This is a genomic window from Maribacter corallii (assembly GCF_047345415.1).
Taxonomy (GTDB): Bacteria; Bacteroidota; Bacteroidia; order Flavobacteriales; family Flavobacteriaceae; genus Maribacter_C.
This window is the reverse complement of record NZ_JBLFEP010000005.1, coordinates 477,739-496,472: the sequence shown is the minus strand read 5'-3', so window position 1 is coordinate 496,472 and position 18,734 is coordinate 477,739. Positions and strand designations below refer to the sequence as shown.

Annotated in this window: 14 protein-coding genes; 4 read left to right on the top strand and 10 right to left on the bottom strand. The window is 45.4% G+C overall.

From position 1 onward, the window contains the following. Positions 1-49: 49 nt before the first annotated feature. Positions 50-1,186, top strand: a complete 1,137-nt coding sequence (locus ACKWCA_RS19570; RefSeq protein WP_413979925.1) for a vWA domain-containing protein — start codon at positions 50-52, stop codon at positions 1,184-1,186. Further along, positions 1,179-2,183: an XdhC family protein gene (locus ACKWCA_RS19565; protein WP_413979924.1), complete on the top strand. Its 1,005-nt coding sequence runs from the start codon at positions 1,179-1,181 to the stop codon at positions 2,181-2,183. The genes ACKWCA_RS19570 and ACKWCA_RS19565 overlap by 8 nt, the downstream gene beginning before the upstream one ends. Here ACKWCA_RS19565 and ACKWCA_RS19560 read toward each other — a convergent pair whose 3' ends face one another. Together ACKWCA_RS19560 and ACKWCA_RS19555 are read right to left on the bottom strand one after the other, a co-directional pair. Continuing rightward, positions 2,184-2,996, bottom strand: a complete 813-nt coding sequence (locus ACKWCA_RS19560) for a DUF2306 domain-containing protein (RefSeq protein ID WP_413979923.1) — start codon at positions 2,994-2,996, stop codon at positions 2,184-2,186. A gap of 165 nt (positions 2,997-3,161) precedes the next feature. After that, positions 3,162-3,743: a Crp/Fnr family transcriptional regulator gene (locus tag ACKWCA_RS19555; RefSeq protein ID WP_413979922.1), complete on the bottom strand. Its 582-nt coding sequence runs from the start codon at positions 3,741-3,743 to the stop codon at positions 3,162-3,164. 284 nt (positions 3,744-4,027) lie between these two features. On the opposite strand from ACKWCA_RS19555, the gene ACKWCA_RS19550 reads away from it, so the two are divergent. Continuing rightward, entirely contained in the window at positions 4,028-4,600 is a 573-nt protein-coding gene (locus ACKWCA_RS19550) for a hypothetical protein (RefSeq protein WP_413979921.1), read from the top strand. A 115-nt stretch (positions 4,601-4,715) separates the two neighbouring features. On the opposite strand, the gene ACKWCA_RS19545 is transcribed toward ACKWCA_RS19550, so the two are convergent. The 7 genes from ACKWCA_RS19545 to ACKWCA_RS19515 all read right to left on the bottom strand — a co-directional run bounded on the left by ACKWCA_RS19545 (position 4,716) and on the right by ACKWCA_RS19515 (position 16,768). Further along, entirely contained in the window at positions 4,716-5,351 is a 636-nt protein-coding gene (locus ACKWCA_RS19545; protein WP_413979920.1) for a hypothetical protein, read from the bottom strand. Positions 5,352-5,704: 353 nt separating this feature from the next. Then, positions 5,705-7,978 carry an ethanolamine ammonia-lyase subunit EutB gene (gene eutB, locus ACKWCA_RS19540; RefSeq protein ID WP_413979919.1) on the bottom strand — a complete coding sequence of 758 codons (2,274 nt, stop codon included), beginning with the start codon at positions 7,976-7,978 and terminating at the stop codon, positions 5,705-5,707. A gap of 633 nt (positions 7,979-8,611) precedes the next feature. Further along, a complete protein-coding gene (locus ACKWCA_RS19535) occupies positions 8,612-9,058 on the bottom strand; it encodes a hypothetical protein (protein ID WP_413979918.1) in 447 nt (148 codons plus the stop codon). 62 nt (positions 9,059-9,120) lie between these two features. Continuing rightward, positions 9,121-11,160 carry a S9 family peptidase gene (locus ACKWCA_RS19530; protein WP_413979917.1) on the bottom strand — a complete coding sequence of 680 codons (2,040 nt, stop codon included), beginning with the start codon at positions 11,158-11,160 and terminating at the stop codon, positions 9,121-9,123. 17 nt (positions 11,161-11,177) lie between these two features. Beyond that, the gene (locus tag ACKWCA_RS19525) at positions 11,178-12,467 is read right to left on the bottom strand and encodes an amidohydrolase family protein (RefSeq protein ID WP_413979916.1); all 1,290 of its coding nucleotides are present in this window, start codon (positions 12,465-12,467) and stop codon (positions 11,178-11,180) included. 92 nt (positions 12,468-12,559) lie between these two features. Next, positions 12,560-15,514, bottom strand: a complete 2,955-nt coding sequence (locus tag ACKWCA_RS19520; protein WP_413979915.1) for an amidohydrolase family protein — start codon at positions 15,512-15,514, stop codon at positions 12,560-12,562. Between the two features lie 165 nt (positions 15,515-15,679). Further along, positions 15,680-16,768 carry a DUF3810 domain-containing protein gene (locus tag ACKWCA_RS19515; RefSeq protein WP_413979914.1) on the bottom strand — a complete coding sequence of 363 codons (1,089 nt, stop codon included), beginning with the start codon at positions 16,766-16,768 and terminating at the stop codon, positions 15,680-15,682. 73 nt (positions 16,769-16,841) lie between these two features. On the opposite strand from ACKWCA_RS19515, the gene ACKWCA_RS19510 reads away from it, so the two are divergent. After that, positions 16,842-18,299 carry an aminoacyl-histidine dipeptidase gene (locus tag ACKWCA_RS19510; RefSeq protein WP_413979913.1) on the top strand — a complete coding sequence of 486 codons (1,458 nt, stop codon included), beginning with the start codon at positions 16,842-16,844 and terminating at the stop codon, positions 18,297-18,299. Between the two features lie 48 nt (positions 18,300-18,347). Here the strand turns inward: ACKWCA_RS19510 and ACKWCA_RS19505 are convergent, their stop codons facing one another. Beyond that, positions 18,348-18,704, bottom strand: a complete 357-nt coding sequence (locus ACKWCA_RS19505; RefSeq protein WP_413979912.1) for a DUF805 domain-containing protein — start codon at positions 18,702-18,704, stop codon at positions 18,348-18,350. Between the last annotated feature and the right edge of the window lie 30 nt (positions 18,705-18,734).

Sequence of the window (18,734 nt, the reverse complement as noted above, 5' to 3'; positions counted from 1 at the left end):
AAACTTAATTATCTGAATTAGTAGCTCTTTACTCGTAACGCGTATTCCAGTGAAACAAGTCACAAAAACTTTCAAAGAACGCTTGATCGACTTTACCATGTATTGTCGAGAGCGTCAGTTTGTGCTTGGTCCGCAAGAGACACGGGATGCTTTTGCGATTGCGGAACGCGGTTATGCCTTGGATCGACAGCTCTTTCAATACAGTCTCAAGGCGATCTATTGCAAGCGTAAAGAGCACTTTGACCGTTTTGACGAAATGTTCCAGCGGTTTTGGAGCCGCTATTACGAGGAGAAATTGGAACAGCGAAAAAAGCAGATCCAACAACTCAAAAAGGAAAAAGATACGGCAACGGTCATTTTTTTGGGAACGGAATTCAAGCTTCCAAAGAAAGAAATGGAGGAAAAAGAGGCCAAAGAAACAGTTGGTGCGAATGAAAGTATCCGCTTGCGTATGACGGACTTCTCCAAGGTGGATGTCACGGATAAGGAGAAGTTGGAAGAATTGGCAGAAGAGCTCTTTCATCAAATGAGTATGCGGTTTAAGAGAAGGTTGGAACAAGCAAATCGCGGCAGTATTGATATCAGAAATACGATTCGCCATGGGATTTCCAAGGGAGGTATTCTTTTGGATTTGTCGCATAAACGGAAAAGAAAAGAAAAGCGCAAGGTCGTTTTTATCCTCGATGTCAGTGGTTCGATGGATACCTATAGTTATTATTTATTACGTTATGTGATGGTGTTAAAAAAGTACTTTAAGAGCCTCGAGTTCTTTACCTTTAGTACCACCTTGACCCATGTGACCCCCATGCTCCGTCAAAATAATGAACAGGAGGTATTGAAGCAAATCGGTAAGAATGTGCATTCTTGGTCCAGTGGTACAAAGATCGGGGAGTCGCTAACGGAATTTCTTTCCGTCTACGGCAGTAAGTTTCTGAGTCAAAAGCATATTGTTGTGGTTTTGAGCGACGGACTTGAAACCGGTAGTGTTACCGTTCTGAAGGAGGCGGTCCGTACCATTCGAAGAAAATGCAAGACGTTGGTATGGTTGAACCCGTTGAAGGGTATGAAGGGGTACCAACCCATTCAAAAGGGAATGGTCAATGTGATGCCTCATTTAGATGCTTTTGAATCGGCGCACAACTTGGATAGTTTATTAAAATTAGAAAACCTATTGATGGATGTTTAACGAATTGGCACTACAAATAGAAAAACACTTGGCCGAGGGTGCGGATTTCGCCGTGGCCCAAGTCATCGACCGTATTGCACCCAGTTCAGGGAAGGTAGGAGACAAGGCCCTGATCCTACAAACGGGAGAATTGATCGGTTGGATCGGTGGCGGCTGCGTACGGGGTATCGTTGTAAAGGAGGCCCTCGATGTGATGAAGAGCAAACGCTTTCGTCGGGTTCGTATTTCCCCTGAAGGAGGCACACGAGAGACCGCTACCTATAAAGAGTACGTCATGTCATGTCAAAGTAAAGGAACCGTAGAAATTATGATAGAACCTGTCATTCCACAACCAGAGATCGTCGTCGTCGGCAAAAGCAATATCGCGCGGAAATTGGTAGAAATGGCTACTGCGGCTGATTTTAGGGTCTCCGTGATGGCAATCGATGCTGATAGTCAAACCTTTCCCAGTGCCCATGTGGTTTCCGGATCGGTAAATTTTGAATCGCTACGGAGCATTCCCAATACCCATATTGTGGTGACCACTCAGGGTGAAGATGATGAACTCTCGGTAAAAAAAGCCTTGCAGACCTCGGTCGCTTATGTCGGTTTTGTGGCCAGTGCCCGAAAATCGGAGGATATCAAAGCCTATTTAAAAGCAGAGGGCATTTCAGAAGAACGCATTGCACAATTACGGAGTCCTGTAGGCTTGGATATCAACGCCAAACTCGCCAGTGAGGTGGCTATTAGTATTTTGGCCGAAATTATCGATCATTTTAGAAATCAAAAGTCGGAGACCGACTCCTGCTGTGGTTCTTCCAAAACTGCGGATACGACTTCCACTTCTGCTGAGGATAAATTTGCCGAGGATTATTACATCAATCCCGTTTGTAATGTGCCGGTTTCCAAAAAGAATCCGAAGCATATTGTGGACTACCAAGGTGAGAAAGTCTATTTCTGCTGTGATGGATGTAAAGTCAGTTTTGAGAAGGAGCCCGCAAAATACATGGAGGCCTAGCTATATATTCGGCAACCACATGCCCATGGTCGCTGAAAAGCTGCCCAAGGCAATGCATGCGGTCAGAAACCATAAAAAGAGACTTACCGACCATTTCACCTTTTTAGAATTGCTTTCTTTTGCCCGGAAATAACACTCTGCGAACAATACCGGAAGGATATAGCTAAAGGTAGAGATCATATTCAAAGCGGGCCCTTGAAAGGTTTCCATATCAAAGCCCACTGGTCCTTGATGAATGGTCAGCCACAACATCAGGAATACCCGAAAAAACCAAACGCCGCTCATCGCAAGAAACAAACGAATGGCCCATTTGCGATGGGGAGCCAGTTTTTTGGCCATGGCCATGTGTACCGTAAAAAAGGTACAAACGAAAATGAAAAGACCGTTGATGGAAACGAAAATTTGACCGATAAGTCCGCCAGAGGCTCCACGCACCCAGGTCAGGTAAAAGCCGGCCATACTGATGATAAAGGCCGCAATGACATAGATGCGACCATTGACCCGGTGAAAACGGGGAAATTTGGTGCGTACCCGTTTCATCAGCTGTAGAGGTCCACCTACGGTGATGATGGCCGCAAGTGCCACGTGTAATCCGAAGAAGATATTGCCCACAAGGTCCCTTTGTACGTAGCCATGGGTCGTTTGGGCATTCCAGCGTTCGAAATCCCCAGCTAGTCCATTGACCCCGTAGAGACCAAGAATATAAAGGGCGAAAATGAATTGTCCGACCACAACGACCCCGAACCAAAGGTTGATCGAGTGTTTTAAGACTTTTGTGGCTTTTGATGAGGTGATGGTGATGGTTGATGACATGTGATTGATTTTTTTGATTGATGAACTTCAGGCTTTCAGTAGTATAGACGTCATATGGGAATGATATGCTGCCTAGGAACTACCTCTAGATGGTCTGTTGATACAAATCTAAATGCAAAATCGGCCCTGGCACTTCACATTTGTGAAGAAATCGGTACTGCTGGATTATCCCAAATCTTTTCGGATACGACTTAAACTCCCTGGATTGATTCCCAGATAAGAAGCGATGTGTTTGAGGGGAATGTGCTGTATAATGGTCGGATATTCCAGGAGCAATTTGAGGTAACGTTGTTCCGCGGAAAGGGTAGTGAGGTCTACCGCACGTTGCTTGTTTTTCTCCAATTGCTGTTGTAGGATCTGTACCGTGTAGTCTTGTTGGGTCTCTCCCAATTGGGCCGTGACGTCCACATCATCCCGTGAGATTTGAAGGAGTTCACAATCGGTGATGCATTGCAGGTTTTCCTTGGAGGGCTTGCGGTGAATAAAGGCATCGTATGAGGTAAAGAAGCGCGGACCGTCATTCAAGTCGGTCGTGATTTCCTGCCCGCTTTCATCCGTATAGTAGTTGCGCATAAAGCCCGATACGATAAAGTTGTGGTATTCGGGGATTTTCCCTGCCGGGGAAATGATGGTATCCTTGGGTACCTGTATCGGTTTAAAATACGTACGGCAAATGGCCTGATCTCCCTCAGGGATAGCAACAAGCAAACGTACATAGTCGAAGAAAACGTCGAAATAAGCGTCCATGGGTTTTTTGATTGGTGGTTTGATCTATTGGTAGCGGAAATGGTATTGATGTTACAGTTGGAATGATTTATTAAGTGTATTACCGCTCAGGGCAAGAAGGTTCCAGGTGTTAAAAATAAACGACTTAGCCTATGTTTTTGTACTTTTTAGGGGATGTAAATATAAACTCAAGTTCAAGCTCAAGCTCAGGTTCAACTGTTTTCGCTTTATCCCGTACGCCTCGAGCTTTCAAATACAAACTCAAATGCAAGCTCAAATTCAAGTACAAGTTCAAAACCAATTTTATGAAAACACTAGCTACGTTATTTTTTATACTATTAACTACCCTAAGCTATGCTCAGCATGACTATGAGCCTTCAGCCGAAAACCCCTTTGGACTTCGAAACCCCGATGCACCTGAACAATTGGATGATTTTAAGCCGTTGATCGGTGAATGTGCGTGCATTTCGGAACGCAAAAACCCAGATGGCACCTGGGCAGAACCTATTGCGATGACCTGGACCTTCAAATATATCATGAACGGCACCGCTATTCAAGATGAGACGATCAAGGCCGATGAAATTCATTCGGGCAGCATTCGACAGTTCAATGCCGATAGTCTAAAATGGTATGTACATTACTATACCTCCGCCAGTGCCACGCCGAGCTTGTCTTCATGGGAGGGTACCAAAAAAGAAGACGGTAAAATTGTCTTATACAAACCCCAAAGAGCCCCCAATGGTATGGATGGCTTTTCCCGTTTGACCTTTTACGATATTTCCAAGTCAGGGTATCAATGGATCGGCGAATGGGTAGATCCTTTGGAAACGGTGGTGTTTCCGTTTTGGAGGATTAGTTGTACCAAACCCGAGAACTAATTTGGATAAGTTTCGTGCTGCGGCATACCCGCGAAATCTATGTCAGAAGGGCACCAGTTACAAATTGGCGCTAGCGGAGACCAGCGTGATAACTAATGTCATTATTTTGCAATTTTCATTTAAAAAACTTTTGAATTAACAACTGTATTTTTTCATAAAATCCATCACTGAATACTCCTGCAAAAAAGCTTATCAAGACAATTGAAGCTATATTCAATGAACTTTGCCCTTTTATAAAAATAGTTGGAATCACATATGAAATCGCCAAAACCATGATACCCATAAAAAAACCGAGTAACGGAAAGGAAAGAAACTTTGATTCTCGAATAGGTCTTACATTTCTTGCATGGTCTATAATCATTCTGGCCACACTTCCTAGCGTTCCACCTGCGCCAGCACCTAAAAACAATAGCGCCATGTAGGGTAAAATGGTTATAAAGGTGATATAGGAGAATCCGGGAAAGCTATAGTACCAGTGCACATGATTTAAGTCTCTTATGGCTTGTTGGTCTTCGAAGGAGAGCTTCTTTTTTGAACCTTGGGCATTCAACCTTGTGATGAGGTCATCGACATCTTTTCCTTTCAACGTAATCTCATTTACAATGCTCTGTTCAATTTTTCGTTCAACGATTCTTACCTTTTCCGTGGCATCGATCAGGGTCAGACTTCCAATACATAAATATCCTGCAACCAGTCCCCAGATTAGGATAATCAAAACACTAACAACACTGGATATGGTTTTGTTTTTCATACTTAATTTTTTTGATCGGGTAGCCTAACGTTAGTCTTAGGTTTGATTTAAAAAAAGGACCCTTCTAAAACCTTATGACGCGTGAGATAGTTACTAGTGTTTTCCACCTTGACTACCAGCTTGTATCAATTTTCAATATGATTTCAGATTTGGGGGTAAGTTATACTTCAGGATAACTTGGGAACATACCCATTACTAGGTAATTTGTTCGAGTCGCAGTTGGCATTGAACAATTAGCAGTGAACAACTATCAGTTAGCGGTGGGCAATGATCAATTAACAATGAGCAATGAACAATTCTGAATTCATAGTGCAAAGTTGACTTTTTCTATCATCAGACATCAGACAGTTTCATCAAATCATTGTATACAATTGCTGAAACACCCGAAGGGTATCCGTAACGGCTTGCTCTGGAGGTAGGGCGGTGTCGGAGATGCCGGAGATGACCCGTGAAATATCATGATCGACTTGCCCGGTTTGTCCCCAGGTGCTGGGGGCGGCGACGGTCAAGTAGGCGGAGAAATTATGATGGCCCGATCCGGGACGTTCGCCTATGATATGGATAATTCCTTTTTGACGTTGCGTGTTGGCGTTTCCGAACAAGGTCTCCCCACAAGCGTAGCCAGCCCGTACGCGTCCATGTTGAATGACCAGGGTCTGGTCACTTAGGGCATATTGGTTTTCTTGTAACGCTTTTTGAAGTCCGTTTAAAAAGGGGGTGAGGTGCCCCTTGTCCATAAGGGCCCTAGGGTTCAGTCCGTCCGAGATGATGATTTGCACATCGGGAATCGTAGCACCCCAGTTGGTTCTGAGCTCGCGTAAGGTCTTTAAGGCCTGTGCTGCCAATTTTTCTCCACTTTCGGGATGGTAGACATAGTCCTTACGATCTTCCGATTGGGTACGGAGAGCTACCGAAGCAGGAATCGCAGCCGTAAAGACAGGGTCCAATTCGGTCCATAAACTGACTTTGGCGTCTTCGTATAACCTATGGACTTCCGCATCTAGCTCAGGTAGTAAATCCCATAGCTGTTGTCCATGGCCTTCTGTGATGGGTACCCCTCTTTTACGAATACGCGCGATACATTTTTGGCCTTCTGCGTAGATATCCTCTTTGCTCCGTGGATCCCGTTTTGCGAGACAGTACTGGTAATAGACCCAAATGGGATCGCCGAAGTGCTCTGTAGGACGGCCCTGGGCATCCAGTATTTCAATTTGTTTAAAAAAGTCCCACATCGCATCGTTGACCTTATAGCCGAATTGCTCCCGGATCCTGACATGGTCGCTAAATGCAGTAGTCAGATAACTGAGCATGGGGTCGTTTTTGGTGGGCAGGGCCATCAAGTACGCAGGATTGGCAGGCATCACTTGTGCAATACACCAATCGAGATCGTCAAGGGTGACATCCATATGTAGGGTAGAGCAGATGTCAAGACCAATGGTCAGTCCGTGTAATTTGCCCATGATCGTATCTTCCAAACAGCAACGCACCAATTGTTCCTTAGTTCGAAATACTTCGGGGCCAATGAATCCTGCTACGTCGTTCAAAAAGACCCAAGGGGTTTTTTCAGGCGTTTTTTCCTTGGAAAGCTGTTGCTGTAGCGCTCGCACAAAACCATATTTCCGGGCCTCATGGAGTACCATATCAAATCCGGCCCCATGGCCATTGGTGAAATCGGCTCCTTGCCCGGTTTCCGCATAGAGTCCATAACGCCCATGTCGCTGGCTCATATGAGCGAACATCTTATCTAGCGTCACATCAAAAGTCTGGTTGGCGGCCTCGGTCCCCGCTAAACTTTGAAACCAGATACCGGTGGTGCCGGGCTGTAAACCCTCCGCCTGCGCCTGTACATCAATATGCGACAATACACAGTTGGGCAAGGTGTCCTGTAGGCGAAATGTGGTAATAATATCAAATAAGGTCGCCTCGATTTTTGCTACGGATTTGGGTTCGCTTGACACCGGATTCGTACCGAGCAATAAATCCCCAACAGCATACGACCAAGCATCGAAAACCTGCCAGGCAATATCCTCAGGATGATCCGTAGGTGAATTGGGCTGTACCCGTGCGCTGAGGTACCCTTTGCTCCCAATCTGACTGTTCGGAAGCGGGTTGAATACTTTTTGCCCTACCACAATCAATTCATCATTGCTCATTAGCTTCACCAGACATCCTATAGTATCACTGGTCAGACTGGGTATGATGTTCTTAATATCTTCTTCAGGAGAGGTCAATACGTATTGTTTGAGTTCTCCCACTGTCCAGTTTTGGGTAGTTTCTTGTCTCAAGGTCTTTTGGTTAATCAGGTCGGAAATACCATCTTGAAAGACCAAGATGCGATTCAAATCGCCCAGTTTGGTGGCCGCTAGCAATGTACGTGCATTCGCGCGAGAAGTTGCATCCTTCGCCGCAACACCTAAGGTTTGGTCCCCTTCCTTGAAAGCATTGGCGGCACCGATCAATTGCCGGTAGCAAGTCAAGTCGAATTTCCCCTGTTTACGCTGGATATAGGCAAAGAGATCCTCATCTTTGAGAGGCGTATCCACAACAACGCCTTCCGCTGGAGCAGGGCGACCAGATGGGGAGAAAAGATCATAGCCCTGTCCCAATACCAATGACGTGCTGAGCATACTCGTTTGAGTTAAAAAAGTCTTTCGTGATATCGAACCCATAACTAGTTTTAGAACTCCTAAGGCACCTGTTATTCAGCTGTGTTCCAAGAGTTGCTCTCCTAAGTTATAAAATATTGATTTAAAGTTGACAGTTGGCAGTTAACACTGGTCAATTAGCAATGAGCAGTAATCAGTTTAGAATGTTGAATTCTTACTTCAGAATAGGTTTGGGTACGGCGTAAAGCGCAGGGCGTGAAGCGTTATGCGCTTAACGAAACACCTGAGACGTGGAATTTGTTATTTGGAATTTCAGAATTTTAGAGTTAGCAGTTAACAATGGTCAATTAACAATGAGCAGTAATCAGTTTAGAATGTTGAATTCTTACTTCAGAATAGGTTTGGGTACGGCGTAAAGCGTAAAGCATTATGCGCATGACGAAACACCTGAGACTTGGAATTTGTTATTTGGAATTTCAGAATTTTAGAGTTGGCAGTTGGCAGTTGGCAATGAACAATGAACAAGAGCAATGAGCAATAAGTGAATAGTAATGGGTAATGAGAAATGCGTAAAGCGAATAGCGTGCGGCGCAAAGCGCAAAGCTAGAGACTTGGAATTTGGAGTTTCTTATTTGGAATATCAGAATTAGCAGTTCATAATTCTGAATTATTTCTAACATAGCGACAGAAGTCGTTCCAGACGGGGGAATAGGTCTCTTCTAAAAACCATTTTAGTCGGACTCGGGTGATGGTTTGGTTATTGAATTTCTCTCCGAATAGTGCCATGTTTTGATTATTTTCGTTGGCTAACCAGGTAGTGAATTCCTGTTGGTCTTCAAAAGTAACGATGGGTTTTCCAGGGCTATAGCCGTCGTGGACGACTCCCATAGTATACTGCTCTTGGTCATAGAAAAACCCTAAGCCACAATAGTCCCGATGAGAGTGAAAGAGTCCCGAATCTTGATACTTGGGAAGGCGTAACTTCTCGGCTACCTGGTCCGCTAGGTCTGGTCCATAGGGTTGGTTATCTAGATTGTGGTAGAGCGCCAATTCTTTTTCTGTTAGGGTGTCGAGGGGTATTTTAGGTAGGAGTAGGGTCATGGTGCCTGTGAAAACTTAAATGCAAATCATTATCAAGGGTGGGGCCTCATTCTGAAAAAAGACTACTTCATCGGAATTTCAATGTCCTCTCCCCAGATATATTTTCCGAACCATTGCCAGTTGTGCCAGGTGGCCGCCAAGCGCTCCTTGGGTTTGTTAATACCATGCCCAAAGCCTTTGTAGATAATGAATTTGGTTTCTACCCCAATGTCCTGTAAACCTTGATATAACTCATAGGCGTTGGCAATGGGCACCCTTCTGTCATTTTCCCCATGCTGGATCAGGGTAGGGGTCACTGCCTTATTGATATTGGTCATGGGTGAGGTCTTTTCGTATAGCTTTTTATCGGACCAAGGGGTGGACTTCAAATACTGCCGGGTAAATGGATGGATATCCGTATTGACATAGTATGTCATCCAATTACTGATTCCGGCACCTACGGAAATTGCCTTGAACTTATCGGAATTCGTGGTCAAAAACGCGGAGATGTACCCGCCTTGACTCCAACCCATGGAGGCCACTTTGTTACCATCAATGAGCCCCTGTTTTTCTAAATGACCGACCCCGGAAAGTACATCCCAGGCATCACCCACACCCAAATTCTTTACATTGAGCGAACGGAACTTTTCACCGTACCCGGCCGATCCCCGATAGTTGGGCCGTAAGATCAAAGCACCTTTGTTCAACCATTGCACCATCGGATACACATACGAAGGCACGGGGCCGGGTGTAGATATTCCGGTGGGGCCTCCGTGTATGATGACCAACAAGGGGTATTTCTTATTCGGGTCGTAATCTTGGGGTTTGTGCAAGACCCCCTCAATGATTGCCCCGTCCTTGCTTTTCCATTGGATAACCTCACTTTTGGCCGTGGCCCATTCCGCGATTTGGGCCGAGGAGGAAGTCAATTTTTGGACTCCCGTGAACGGAAAGTCGGCGGTATAGACTTCGGTCAGATCGGTATCATTGCTTGCCGTAAAGGCAATTTTGGTACCCTCATCGGAAAATGAATAGTTCCAAATGCGCTCTGGGGTTTCCGAAACAATTTGGGTATTTCCGTTCTGTGGATCGATTTGAATTAGCCTCCGTAAGGTTTTTTGCCAGGATAGGGCAAAAATACCTTTGGTGTTCCATTGCAGGGCAAAGAGGTCTTCGTCAAAACCTTGGGCAATTTGTCGGTTGTTCGAGCCGTCACTATCAATAATGAAGAACTTGCCGTTTTTGTAATAATTACTGGTCGTATCATCCAGACTACTACCGTACAAAATCGATTTTCCGTCTGGAGACCAATCGATGAGTCCATCATAACTACGGTTCTTAACCAAGGTTTTTAGTGATTTGGACTCGAGGTCATAAAGAGAAATATCCGCTTTAAAGAACGTATTGATGAGCGGGTCGGGCTGATGTTCGATGGCTACTTTTTTCCCGTCAGGTGACCATTTAAAACTATTGACCGAGAAAGTGGTGCTATCCATTAGCAATGTAGCTTTGCGCTTTTCGGTATAGAGCGAATCCTTTAATTGGTCGGGTAGGGGCCATTGCTGCAATTCATCAGCATGAAAATCAACGACCCATAGCTGATCTATGTCATATTCTGCGTCTTCTACGGCGTATCCTCCGTATTTGTCCTTTCTTTTATCCTGCTCCTTTTTGCTGTCCTCAGATTGTAAAAAGGCGATTTTTGTGCCATCGGGCGACCATTCAAAATCGGAAACATTCTGTTCTGTACGGGTAATGGACAGCGCTTCGCCCCCAGCCGATCGAATGGCATGTAATTGGGTATGCTCTCCACGTTTTGCTGTGAAAGCGATCCATTTCCCATCGGGTGACCATTTCGCACTTCGACTACTACCTTTAGGAGTATTGGTCAATTGAAAAGGCGCTTGCCCTTCTTTGGAAATCCATAATTCTCGATCATACCGATTTTCCTTCCAATCCACTGATTGGGTCTCGAAAACCACGTTTTTTCCATCGGGCGATATGACGGCGCTGGAACGTGATTGTAACGAAATAATCTCCTCAAAAGAAGGATTCTTTCCGTTTTGCGCTAGGGCATTGAAACCGAAACAAAGAAAAACGAGTAACGCGAACTTTTTGAACATAGGGATGGTTTTTGGACTTATTCTCCTTCGTATTTTTCGCTATAGCGTTTCCAAAGTTCGGTTTGATGGGTTTCTAAGGAAATGGCACGGCCATCGATAAAGGCATGGCTCAATACATTGGTGCGCATATCAAGGGCATCTCCCTCGGAAACAAAGAGGGTAGCACTTTTCCCCACGGCCAAAGTGCCATGGCTATCGTCGATGCCCAAAATTTTTGCGGTATTGCCCGAAATCAATTGTATAGCTTTTTCCCGATCCAGTCCTTGTCCGACGACCTGTCCGGCATAGAACGGCAGGTTACGGGTCTGGAAGTTACTTGCGTTTCCATTTTGGATAGCGACGAGCAATCCGGCGTCCATCAACAGCTTAGGAAGTTTATAGGGCAAGTCGTAATCGTCATCATCGAATTCCGGGGTGTTATGCGTATACTGTACGAGTACGGGAATATCATGCTCCTTGAGAAAATCGGTCACTTTATAGGCATGGTACCCACCGACCAAGACAATCGATTTCGCCCCTGACTTTTTTGCAAGGGTAATACCATCGATAATTTCACGCTCACCATCGGCATAAACATACAAGCGCTGCGTTCCATTGAAGACACCTTGCATTGCGGAAAAGGCGGGATTTAATTCCTTGGTGCCTCCATCACTATAGGCGGCTGCATTTTGCATAAAGGTTTCTACCTCACCGACTTGTTTTTGATAGTCTTTGTTTGGACGTAAGCCTCGGGGTTCGCCCATCCACCATCGGCCTCTTCTAAAGCTTGAGGGCCAATTTAAATGAATGCCATCATCGACTTTGATGGCAGCATCCTCCCAGTTCCAGGCATCGAATTGTACGATGGAGGAGGTACCCGAAATTCGTCCGCCCTTTGGGGTGATCTGTCCGATCAAGATGCCATTGGGGCGCATACTTTCGACCACTTTCGATTCTGCGTCATAAGCGATCAGACTCCGTACATGGGGAATGATATCGCCGATTTCGTCAGAGTCGTTACTGGCGCGAACGGCATTGATTTCTTGCAAGCCCAATTGCTTGCTCGGCGCAATGAACCCGGGGTAAACGTGTTTTCCTGTAGCATCGATAATTTGACCTTTGGTGGTTTCCCCAGAACCGAGGGCCGTAATCTTGCCCGCTTCAAAAACGATAGTACAGTTTTCAACGACCGTACCGTCACCGATATGGGCCGTAACCCCGGTGATAGTAATGGCCTCTGTTTGGGCCCCTGCAGGGGTTTGTTGTGCCCAGACGAACATCCCTGTCATTAGGAGGAGCACGCTGAGTGTATTTTTTATAATATTCATGATCATTATTTTAGTGTCGTTTCGCGTTGAGAGCGAAGCGAATTGTATTTCAGTTTTGAATTTGAATTTGCATTTGAATCTGAGTTTGCATTTTACAAACTTTCACAGGTCATGCGTTCCTTTTTGCTCATTTTCGGCCCCTGCATTTTTCCACCGCCTGCTTTCTCTTTCAGCATCATATCGATGAGCTGACTACGCTCTTTTTTTATGGCTTCCCGCATTTGTTGGTCCTTTTTGAGATCGAAATAGGTGACCCCTTCAATAATCGTTTTTTCCGATTTGGCATAGACCGAAAGCGGATGGTCGCTCCATAAGACCAGATCGGCATCCTTTCCTTCCTTGATACTGCCTACACGGTCATCGATATGCAATAATTTCGCAGGATTGATGGTCACCATTTTCCAGGCGTCTTCTTCGCTTACGCCACCGTATTTGACCGTTTTGCCTGCCTCTTGATTCAATCGGCGCGCCATTTCGGCATCATCACTATTGATAGCGACGGTTACTCCGACCTTGTTCATAATGGCGGCATTGTAGGGTATGGCATCCTTAACCTCATACTTATAGGCCCACCAGTCACTGAAAGTTCCGGCACCGGCGCCATGTTCCTTCATTTTATCGGCGACTTTGTACCCTTCTAAAATGTGAGTGAAGGTGTTCAACCTAAAATTAAATTTTTCGGCGACCTTCATCATCATGTTGATTTCACTCTGTACATAACTATGACAGCTGATAAACCGCTCCCCGTTTAAAATCTCGGCGAGTACTTCCAATTCCTCATCATACCGATACGGCTGACCGCTTTTCTTTTTTATATCATACTCCTTCGCCCGTTGAAAGTAATTCATGAACACCTGTTCAACACCCATACGCGTTTGCGGAAATCTTGAAAAACTTTGCCAGTTGCTCTGCTTCACGTTTTCCCCCAGGGCGAATTTGATAAATTTTGGGGAGTTGCTATAGATCATATTTTCGGGCGATTCACCCCATTTCAATTTCAAGATGGCCGAGCGTCCACCAATAGGATTGGCCGAGCCATGTAGTAATTGTGCCGAGGTCACCCCACCCGCCAATTGACGGTAAATATCAATGTCTTCATTGTCGACCACATCTTCCATTTTGACTTCCGCCGTAGAATTGTGCCCGGCTTCATTAATGGCCAAGGCAGCGATATGCGTATGTTCGTCTATGACTCCTGCTGTCAAGTGTTTGCCAGTAGCATCGATGACTTGTGCGCGGCCAGCAGATAGGTTCTGCCCGATCTTGGTTATCTTTCCGTCCTTGATTACGACATCGGTATTTTGCAGAATACCGTCTGCTTCGCCGGTCCATACGGTAGCATTTTTAAAGAGCAGGTGCTCTGATTGTGGTGCTGTCGTAAAGCCAAAACCGACATTGGGGTAGGTTACGGCCATCAGTTTTGGAGCGTTCTGATCCTTTTCATCTTCTTTCTTATCTTCTGAAAAGGCAGCGGTTTTTACCGCCGTAAAAGTCGATTCATTTCCATTCGGCAAGGTGAGCTTTCCTTTCAGGTTATCCGAAGCGCCATCGACCAAGCCCGCCATCCGATAATTCTTTTTCCCTTCATCCGTCGCAAAGGAAAAGGATACCCAGCCATTCGCATAGCTGATTTTCGACTTCAATTTGTTGGTATCTTGTTTGACCTCGATTTTCGGTTTGCTACTTTCCCCGGAAATCACCACAGTGTACGTCATACCGCCAGCGGAAAGATCATATGTGCCGCGAATGTCTTTTTGGCTCATATCATTGATGACGTTCTTTTGTCCTTGAACCCAATTTTCGTGTAAGATCGTTCCTTTGTCAAAAATATCGCCCGAGGTCACCAAGAAGTTGGCTTGGCGCCCCGTCTGTAGGGAACCAACGGTATTTGACTTGCCGAGAATCGAGGCCGGTACCGTGGTCAGGGCCTCAAGGGCCTTGGTTTTGGTAAGCCCATAGGCAATCGCCTTCATCAATTTTTCCTTGAGTTTGTCCGGAGATTTCAAGTCATAAAGAGTAAAGGAAAATGGAATACCATTGTCCGCCATCACCTTTGGATTGGAGGGCGCTTGGTTCCATTTGCGCATATCCTTCAAATTCACATAGGAAGCGGCAATAGGATCGGAAACATCATAGGCATCGGGAAAGTTCAGGGGAAGGATGAACTTGGCATTAGTGCTTTTGATCTCGGCAATGCGTTCATATTCATTTCCGCCACCTAAGATGACATATTGTATACCATTGGCATCACCGATTTTATCCGCGCGTAATGCATGGCCTTTGTCCTTTGCCTCAAAAATCTGCACAAGGTTTTTGTTTTCGTTCAACGCTTCCAAAGATCGGTCTTTGGTATCCGAATTACCGGCAGCATACCATTTGGCGTCGGAGTACAGTTGTCGCAAAAGGGCCATCGAACCCATCAGCGAGGTGGGATACGATTGGTTTTTGATGATACTCCTTGAAAAAGAGAGGTATTGGGCCGAAGTATCGTCGAGGATACGTTCGGCATCGGATTCTTTTCCGTTCAGGGCGACCAAGACACCGGTACCGCGAACCACTCCATCGTGAATATGCGAATTGACCACGCCGAAACCTGCTTTGCGAAGGGCCTTGGCCTTCTCATCGTCATATTTGAATTTTTGTATGGCATCATTTTCGGGCATCACGTGATCGTTCCAGTAAAAGCCTTCTCTATTTGAATCATACTGGGCCGTTCTTCCTCCACCCGGCTTTTTTTTGGGCTGTTCGACGCCAAATTTCGAATACACATCGATAAACGAAGGGTAGATGGAGTACCCTTTGAGGTCAACCATCACCGTATTCTTAGGCAAGGTAACCGATTTGCCCACTTGCTTTACAATGCCATCTTGAATAAGCAAAGTACCCCCGTCTATAATCTGGGTGGGAGTGACAAAGATTTTGGCATTGGTGAAAGCCGTATAATTGTTGTTTTTTGATTTTACACCACTATTTTCCGGAAAGTAATCTTGTGAAAATAGGGCTGCACTACACCATAGAAAGGCGAGTGCGAAGAGTCTCCTGTTCATTTTTGTAAAGTTGATTAATTAGTCCTCTTAAATGTAAGGGAAGTGTAGGGATTTTTAGAGGCGTTGGGATTATTTTAACACTAGAATTACGAATTCGGAAGTAGCTGGCGAAGGTAAATTTGGAATCCTCGGCCCGAATTCTTTTTTTGTCCGCGAAACGAACGCCTACAATGGGAAGCGCTGGTGAAAGCCGACGAGTAGATTGACCACTTTGCCATAGCTTTTGATACCATCTTTTTGATTGTTCGCTTTGAGAAAGGTACTGAATATCGATTTGAATATCGGCTCGAATGGATTTTCATACGACTCATGAAACTCCCGTAGTTCCCGATAGTTTTTGATGACCCCCAGGTTGAGCTTTTCGTACAAGGCTTTTGAGGCAGCTTCATCGCTGCGGTGCAGGGCATTCAAACAATGACTAAGCGCATAGGCATAGGCCGAATATTGAAAATAGGGGTCCTCGTTTTTTACGGTGACATAATAGCCGATGAAATTGGTTTCGTTCTCGGCGGAATATCCCACTTGATGTCCGATTTCATGGCCACTGACCACCGGAAACCGAAATAAAGGCGTCTTTCTGTTGACCTGCGCCTCATTCGTAAACGGATTCAAATATCCGCCAATGCCCATATAACTGGAGAGGATACTGTACATCGATTTCTTGATACTCGGTCTGGGATAATCTAGCAAGGGCATTTGTTGGCTCATGCGCGAATAATTGGCCACTGTTTTGTCAAATACCTCGTTTCGGGTATAGGGCACTTGTACAATTGCCGTAGAATCGCCAGTGAGTTGAACTTGCAGTGCATTGGTTTTTTTGACCAGAGACTCCGTCAATACCCTGATCTCTTCGTAGGTGGCTTCGGTTTCAATGTCGAATTGCCGTGCTATGGGTTCCCGATAATAATTGAGTCCCCAGACCAAATGAAAGGTAAAGTAGAAAATGGATAAGACCAAGACGACATCGCGCAGGAAAGCCAGCTTGTTCGCCTTGATTTTTTTTCTATTCCTGATAAGATACCGAACACCGAGTATGATCAAAAGTGTATACACAATTTCACCAATGGAGAAGGGAATCCATCCGAAAAGTGTTCTGAAAAAGGTACTGATCCACGGGTAAAGTCCTGTGCTGTAGTAGCGTTCCACGACTTCAGGATGACCGCTTAACCAACTGATGATCGCGATCTGTGGAATGATACTCAGGGCAATACCATTGCGCAGCGTATTCTTTAAAGGTTCTTTGGTAATCAGCATGAGACCAAAAATAACCAATAAACTACCATGCTAATTTTTGAGGCCGTATTTTTAGGAAAAATTAAACATCTCTATGAGCATAGAAGTAAGGGCTCTCGAACCCACAGCGATCTGGAACTGTTTTGCGGATTTAAATGCCGTACCACGTCCTTCTAAAAAAGAGGAACGCGTAATTCAATTTATGTTGGATTTTGGAGGGTCTTTAAAATTGGAGACTTTTTCGGATGCGGTAGGCAATGTTATCATTCGCAAACCGGCCACGGCAGGTATGGAAGATCGAAAAATGGTAACGCTACAGTCGCACCTTGATATGGTACATCAGAAGAATACGGAAACGGTTTTTGATTTCGATACCCAGGGTATCGCTATGGTCGTGGATGGAGACTGGGTCAGGGCCGAGGGCACTACTTTGGGTGCCGATAATGGGATGGGCGTGGCCGCAATTATGGCCTTGTTGCAAAGTATCGATATTCCACACCCCCCTTTGGAGGCTTTGTTTACCATCGATGAGGAAACTGGGATGACCGGGGCGATGGGACTTGAAGCCGGACTGTTACAAGGTGAGGTCCTCTTAAACCTCGATACGGAGGAAGATGATGAAATCGATATCGGATGTGCGGGGGGAATTGATATTACCGCTGTGGGTGAATACCATTTGCAAGGGGTAAGACCTGAGTATCAATGTTATGAAATCCGTATAACGGGATTGAAAGGAGGGCATAGCGGAATGGATATCCATAAAGGTCTGGGCAATGCGAACAAATTAATGAACCGCTTGTTATATCATAGTGTCTTTGAATTCGATGCCGATATCTCGGAAATCGATGGGGGAGGTCTTCGCAATGCTATTCCTAGGGAAAGCGCAGCTACCTTGGCCGTAAATCAGACAAACGATGGTTTTCAGGAAGCTTTTCAAGGCTGGGTGACTATTCTGAAAAGCGAACTTTCGGCAACAGAACCAGACTTGCAAATAGCGTTGCAGCCGATTGCGCCATTTGACTTTACTATGGAGCCCACAAAAGCCCGTGATCTTTTGAGAAGTATCTACGCAGCGCACAATGGGGTGTATGCAATGAGTGCTACGATTCCCGATTTGGTCGAAACATCCAACAATATTGCGCGGGTAAAGGTTTCGGATGGGGCCATTAAGGTGAGCTGTTTGACCCGCTCTTCTAGGCAGTCTTCAAAAATGGACCTGGCTCAAGCCCTACAATCGGCTTTTGAACTGGGAGGCTATGCCGTTACTTTTAGTGGGGCCTATCCGGGTTGGAATCCGAATCCGAATTCGGAGATTTTAAAACTCCTCGAGACAACGTATAAACGTCTTTTTACCGCCGAACCTAGGGTAGTCGCCTGTCATGCGGGCCTTGAATGTGGTATTCTAGGGCAAAACTATCCCGATATTGACATGATCAGTTTTGGTCCTACGATACATGGGGCCCATTCGCCTGATGAATGTGTACAAATCTCTTCGGTTCAAAAATTCTGGACCTTCTTGAAAGCCGTATTGGCCGATAGTCCTAAAAAATAAAAAGGAGCGGTTGATCGTACCGCTCCCTTCCAATAGTTGTATTTGAGATTATACTTTTTGCAATTTCACATCCTGCGTTTGCTTGGGGTCAGTTCCATAGGTATTGTCTCCTTGGTCACCTTCCGTTACCGCCAGAATGAACGAATAGATCGGAATCAGTAGGTACCACCCGCTTTTACCGACATCGTGCATCCGTCGAACCCCAACGGCCAAACTGGGTATTAAGACAGCGAAGCTATAAATGACCGCTAAAAAGAGTAGGGCGGGAACTTCCGCGGCAAAGGCTAAAATTTGAAGGCCATAGGCGAAAATCATGTTAAAAAGAAAGAACATCCAATATTCCTTGCGTCGTGCTCGACCACTAAAATCCGCATATTGCGAGATTACTTTTAGGTACCAATTCATAAGTAGGGCTTTAGATTTTTATGAATTGCT

Excerpts from the sequence above, each read along its gene's own strand:
- ACKWCA_RS19545 (WP_413979920.1), bottom strand. The coding sequence starts at position 5,351 with ATGAAAAACAAAACCATATCCAGTGTTGTTAGTGTTTTGATTATCCTA.
- ACKWCA_RS19530 (WP_413979917.1), bottom strand. The coding sequence starts at position 11,160 with ATGTTCAAAAAGTTCGCGTTACTCGTTTTTCTTTGTTTCGGTTTCAAT.
- ACKWCA_RS19520 (WP_413979915.1), bottom strand. The coding sequence starts at position 15,514 with ATGAACAGGAGACTCTTCGCACTCGCCTTTCTATGGTGTAGTGCAGCC.
- eutB (WP_413979919.1), bottom strand. The coding sequence starts at position 7,978 with ATGCTCAGCACGTCATTGGTATTGGGACAGGGCTATGATCTTTTCTCC.
- ACKWCA_RS19515 (WP_413979914.1), bottom strand. The coding sequence starts at position 16,768 with ATGCTGATTACCAAAGAACCTTTAAAGAATACGCTGCGCAATGGTATT.
- ACKWCA_RS19555 (WP_413979922.1), bottom strand. The coding sequence starts at position 3,743 with ATGGACGCTTATTTCGACGTTTTCTTCGACTATGTACGTTTGCTTGTT.
- ACKWCA_RS19525 (WP_413979916.1), bottom strand. The coding sequence starts at position 12,467 with ATGAATATTATAAAAAATACACTCAGCGTGCTCCTCCTAATGACAGGG.
- ACKWCA_RS19535 (WP_413979918.1), bottom strand. The coding sequence starts at position 9,058 with ATGACCCTACTCCTACCTAAAATACCCCTCGACACCCTAACAGAAAAA.
- ACKWCA_RS19565 (WP_413979924.1), top strand. The coding sequence starts at position 1,179 with ATGTTTAACGAATTGGCACTACAAATAGAAAAACACTTGGCCGAGGGT.
- ACKWCA_RS19550 (WP_413979921.1), top strand. The coding sequence starts at position 4,028 with ATGAAAACACTAGCTACGTTATTTTTTATACTATTAACTACCCTAAGC.
- ACKWCA_RS19510 (WP_413979913.1), top strand. The coding sequence starts at position 16,842 with ATGAGCATAGAAGTAAGGGCTCTCGAACCCACAGCGATCTGGAACTGT.
- ACKWCA_RS19560 (WP_413979923.1), bottom strand. The coding sequence starts at position 2,996 with ATGTCATCAACCATCACCATCACCTCATCAAAAGCCACAAAAGTCTTA.
- ACKWCA_RS19505 (WP_413979912.1), bottom strand. The coding sequence starts at position 18,704 with ATGAATTGGTACCTAAAAGTAATCTCGCAATATGCGGATTTTAGTGGT.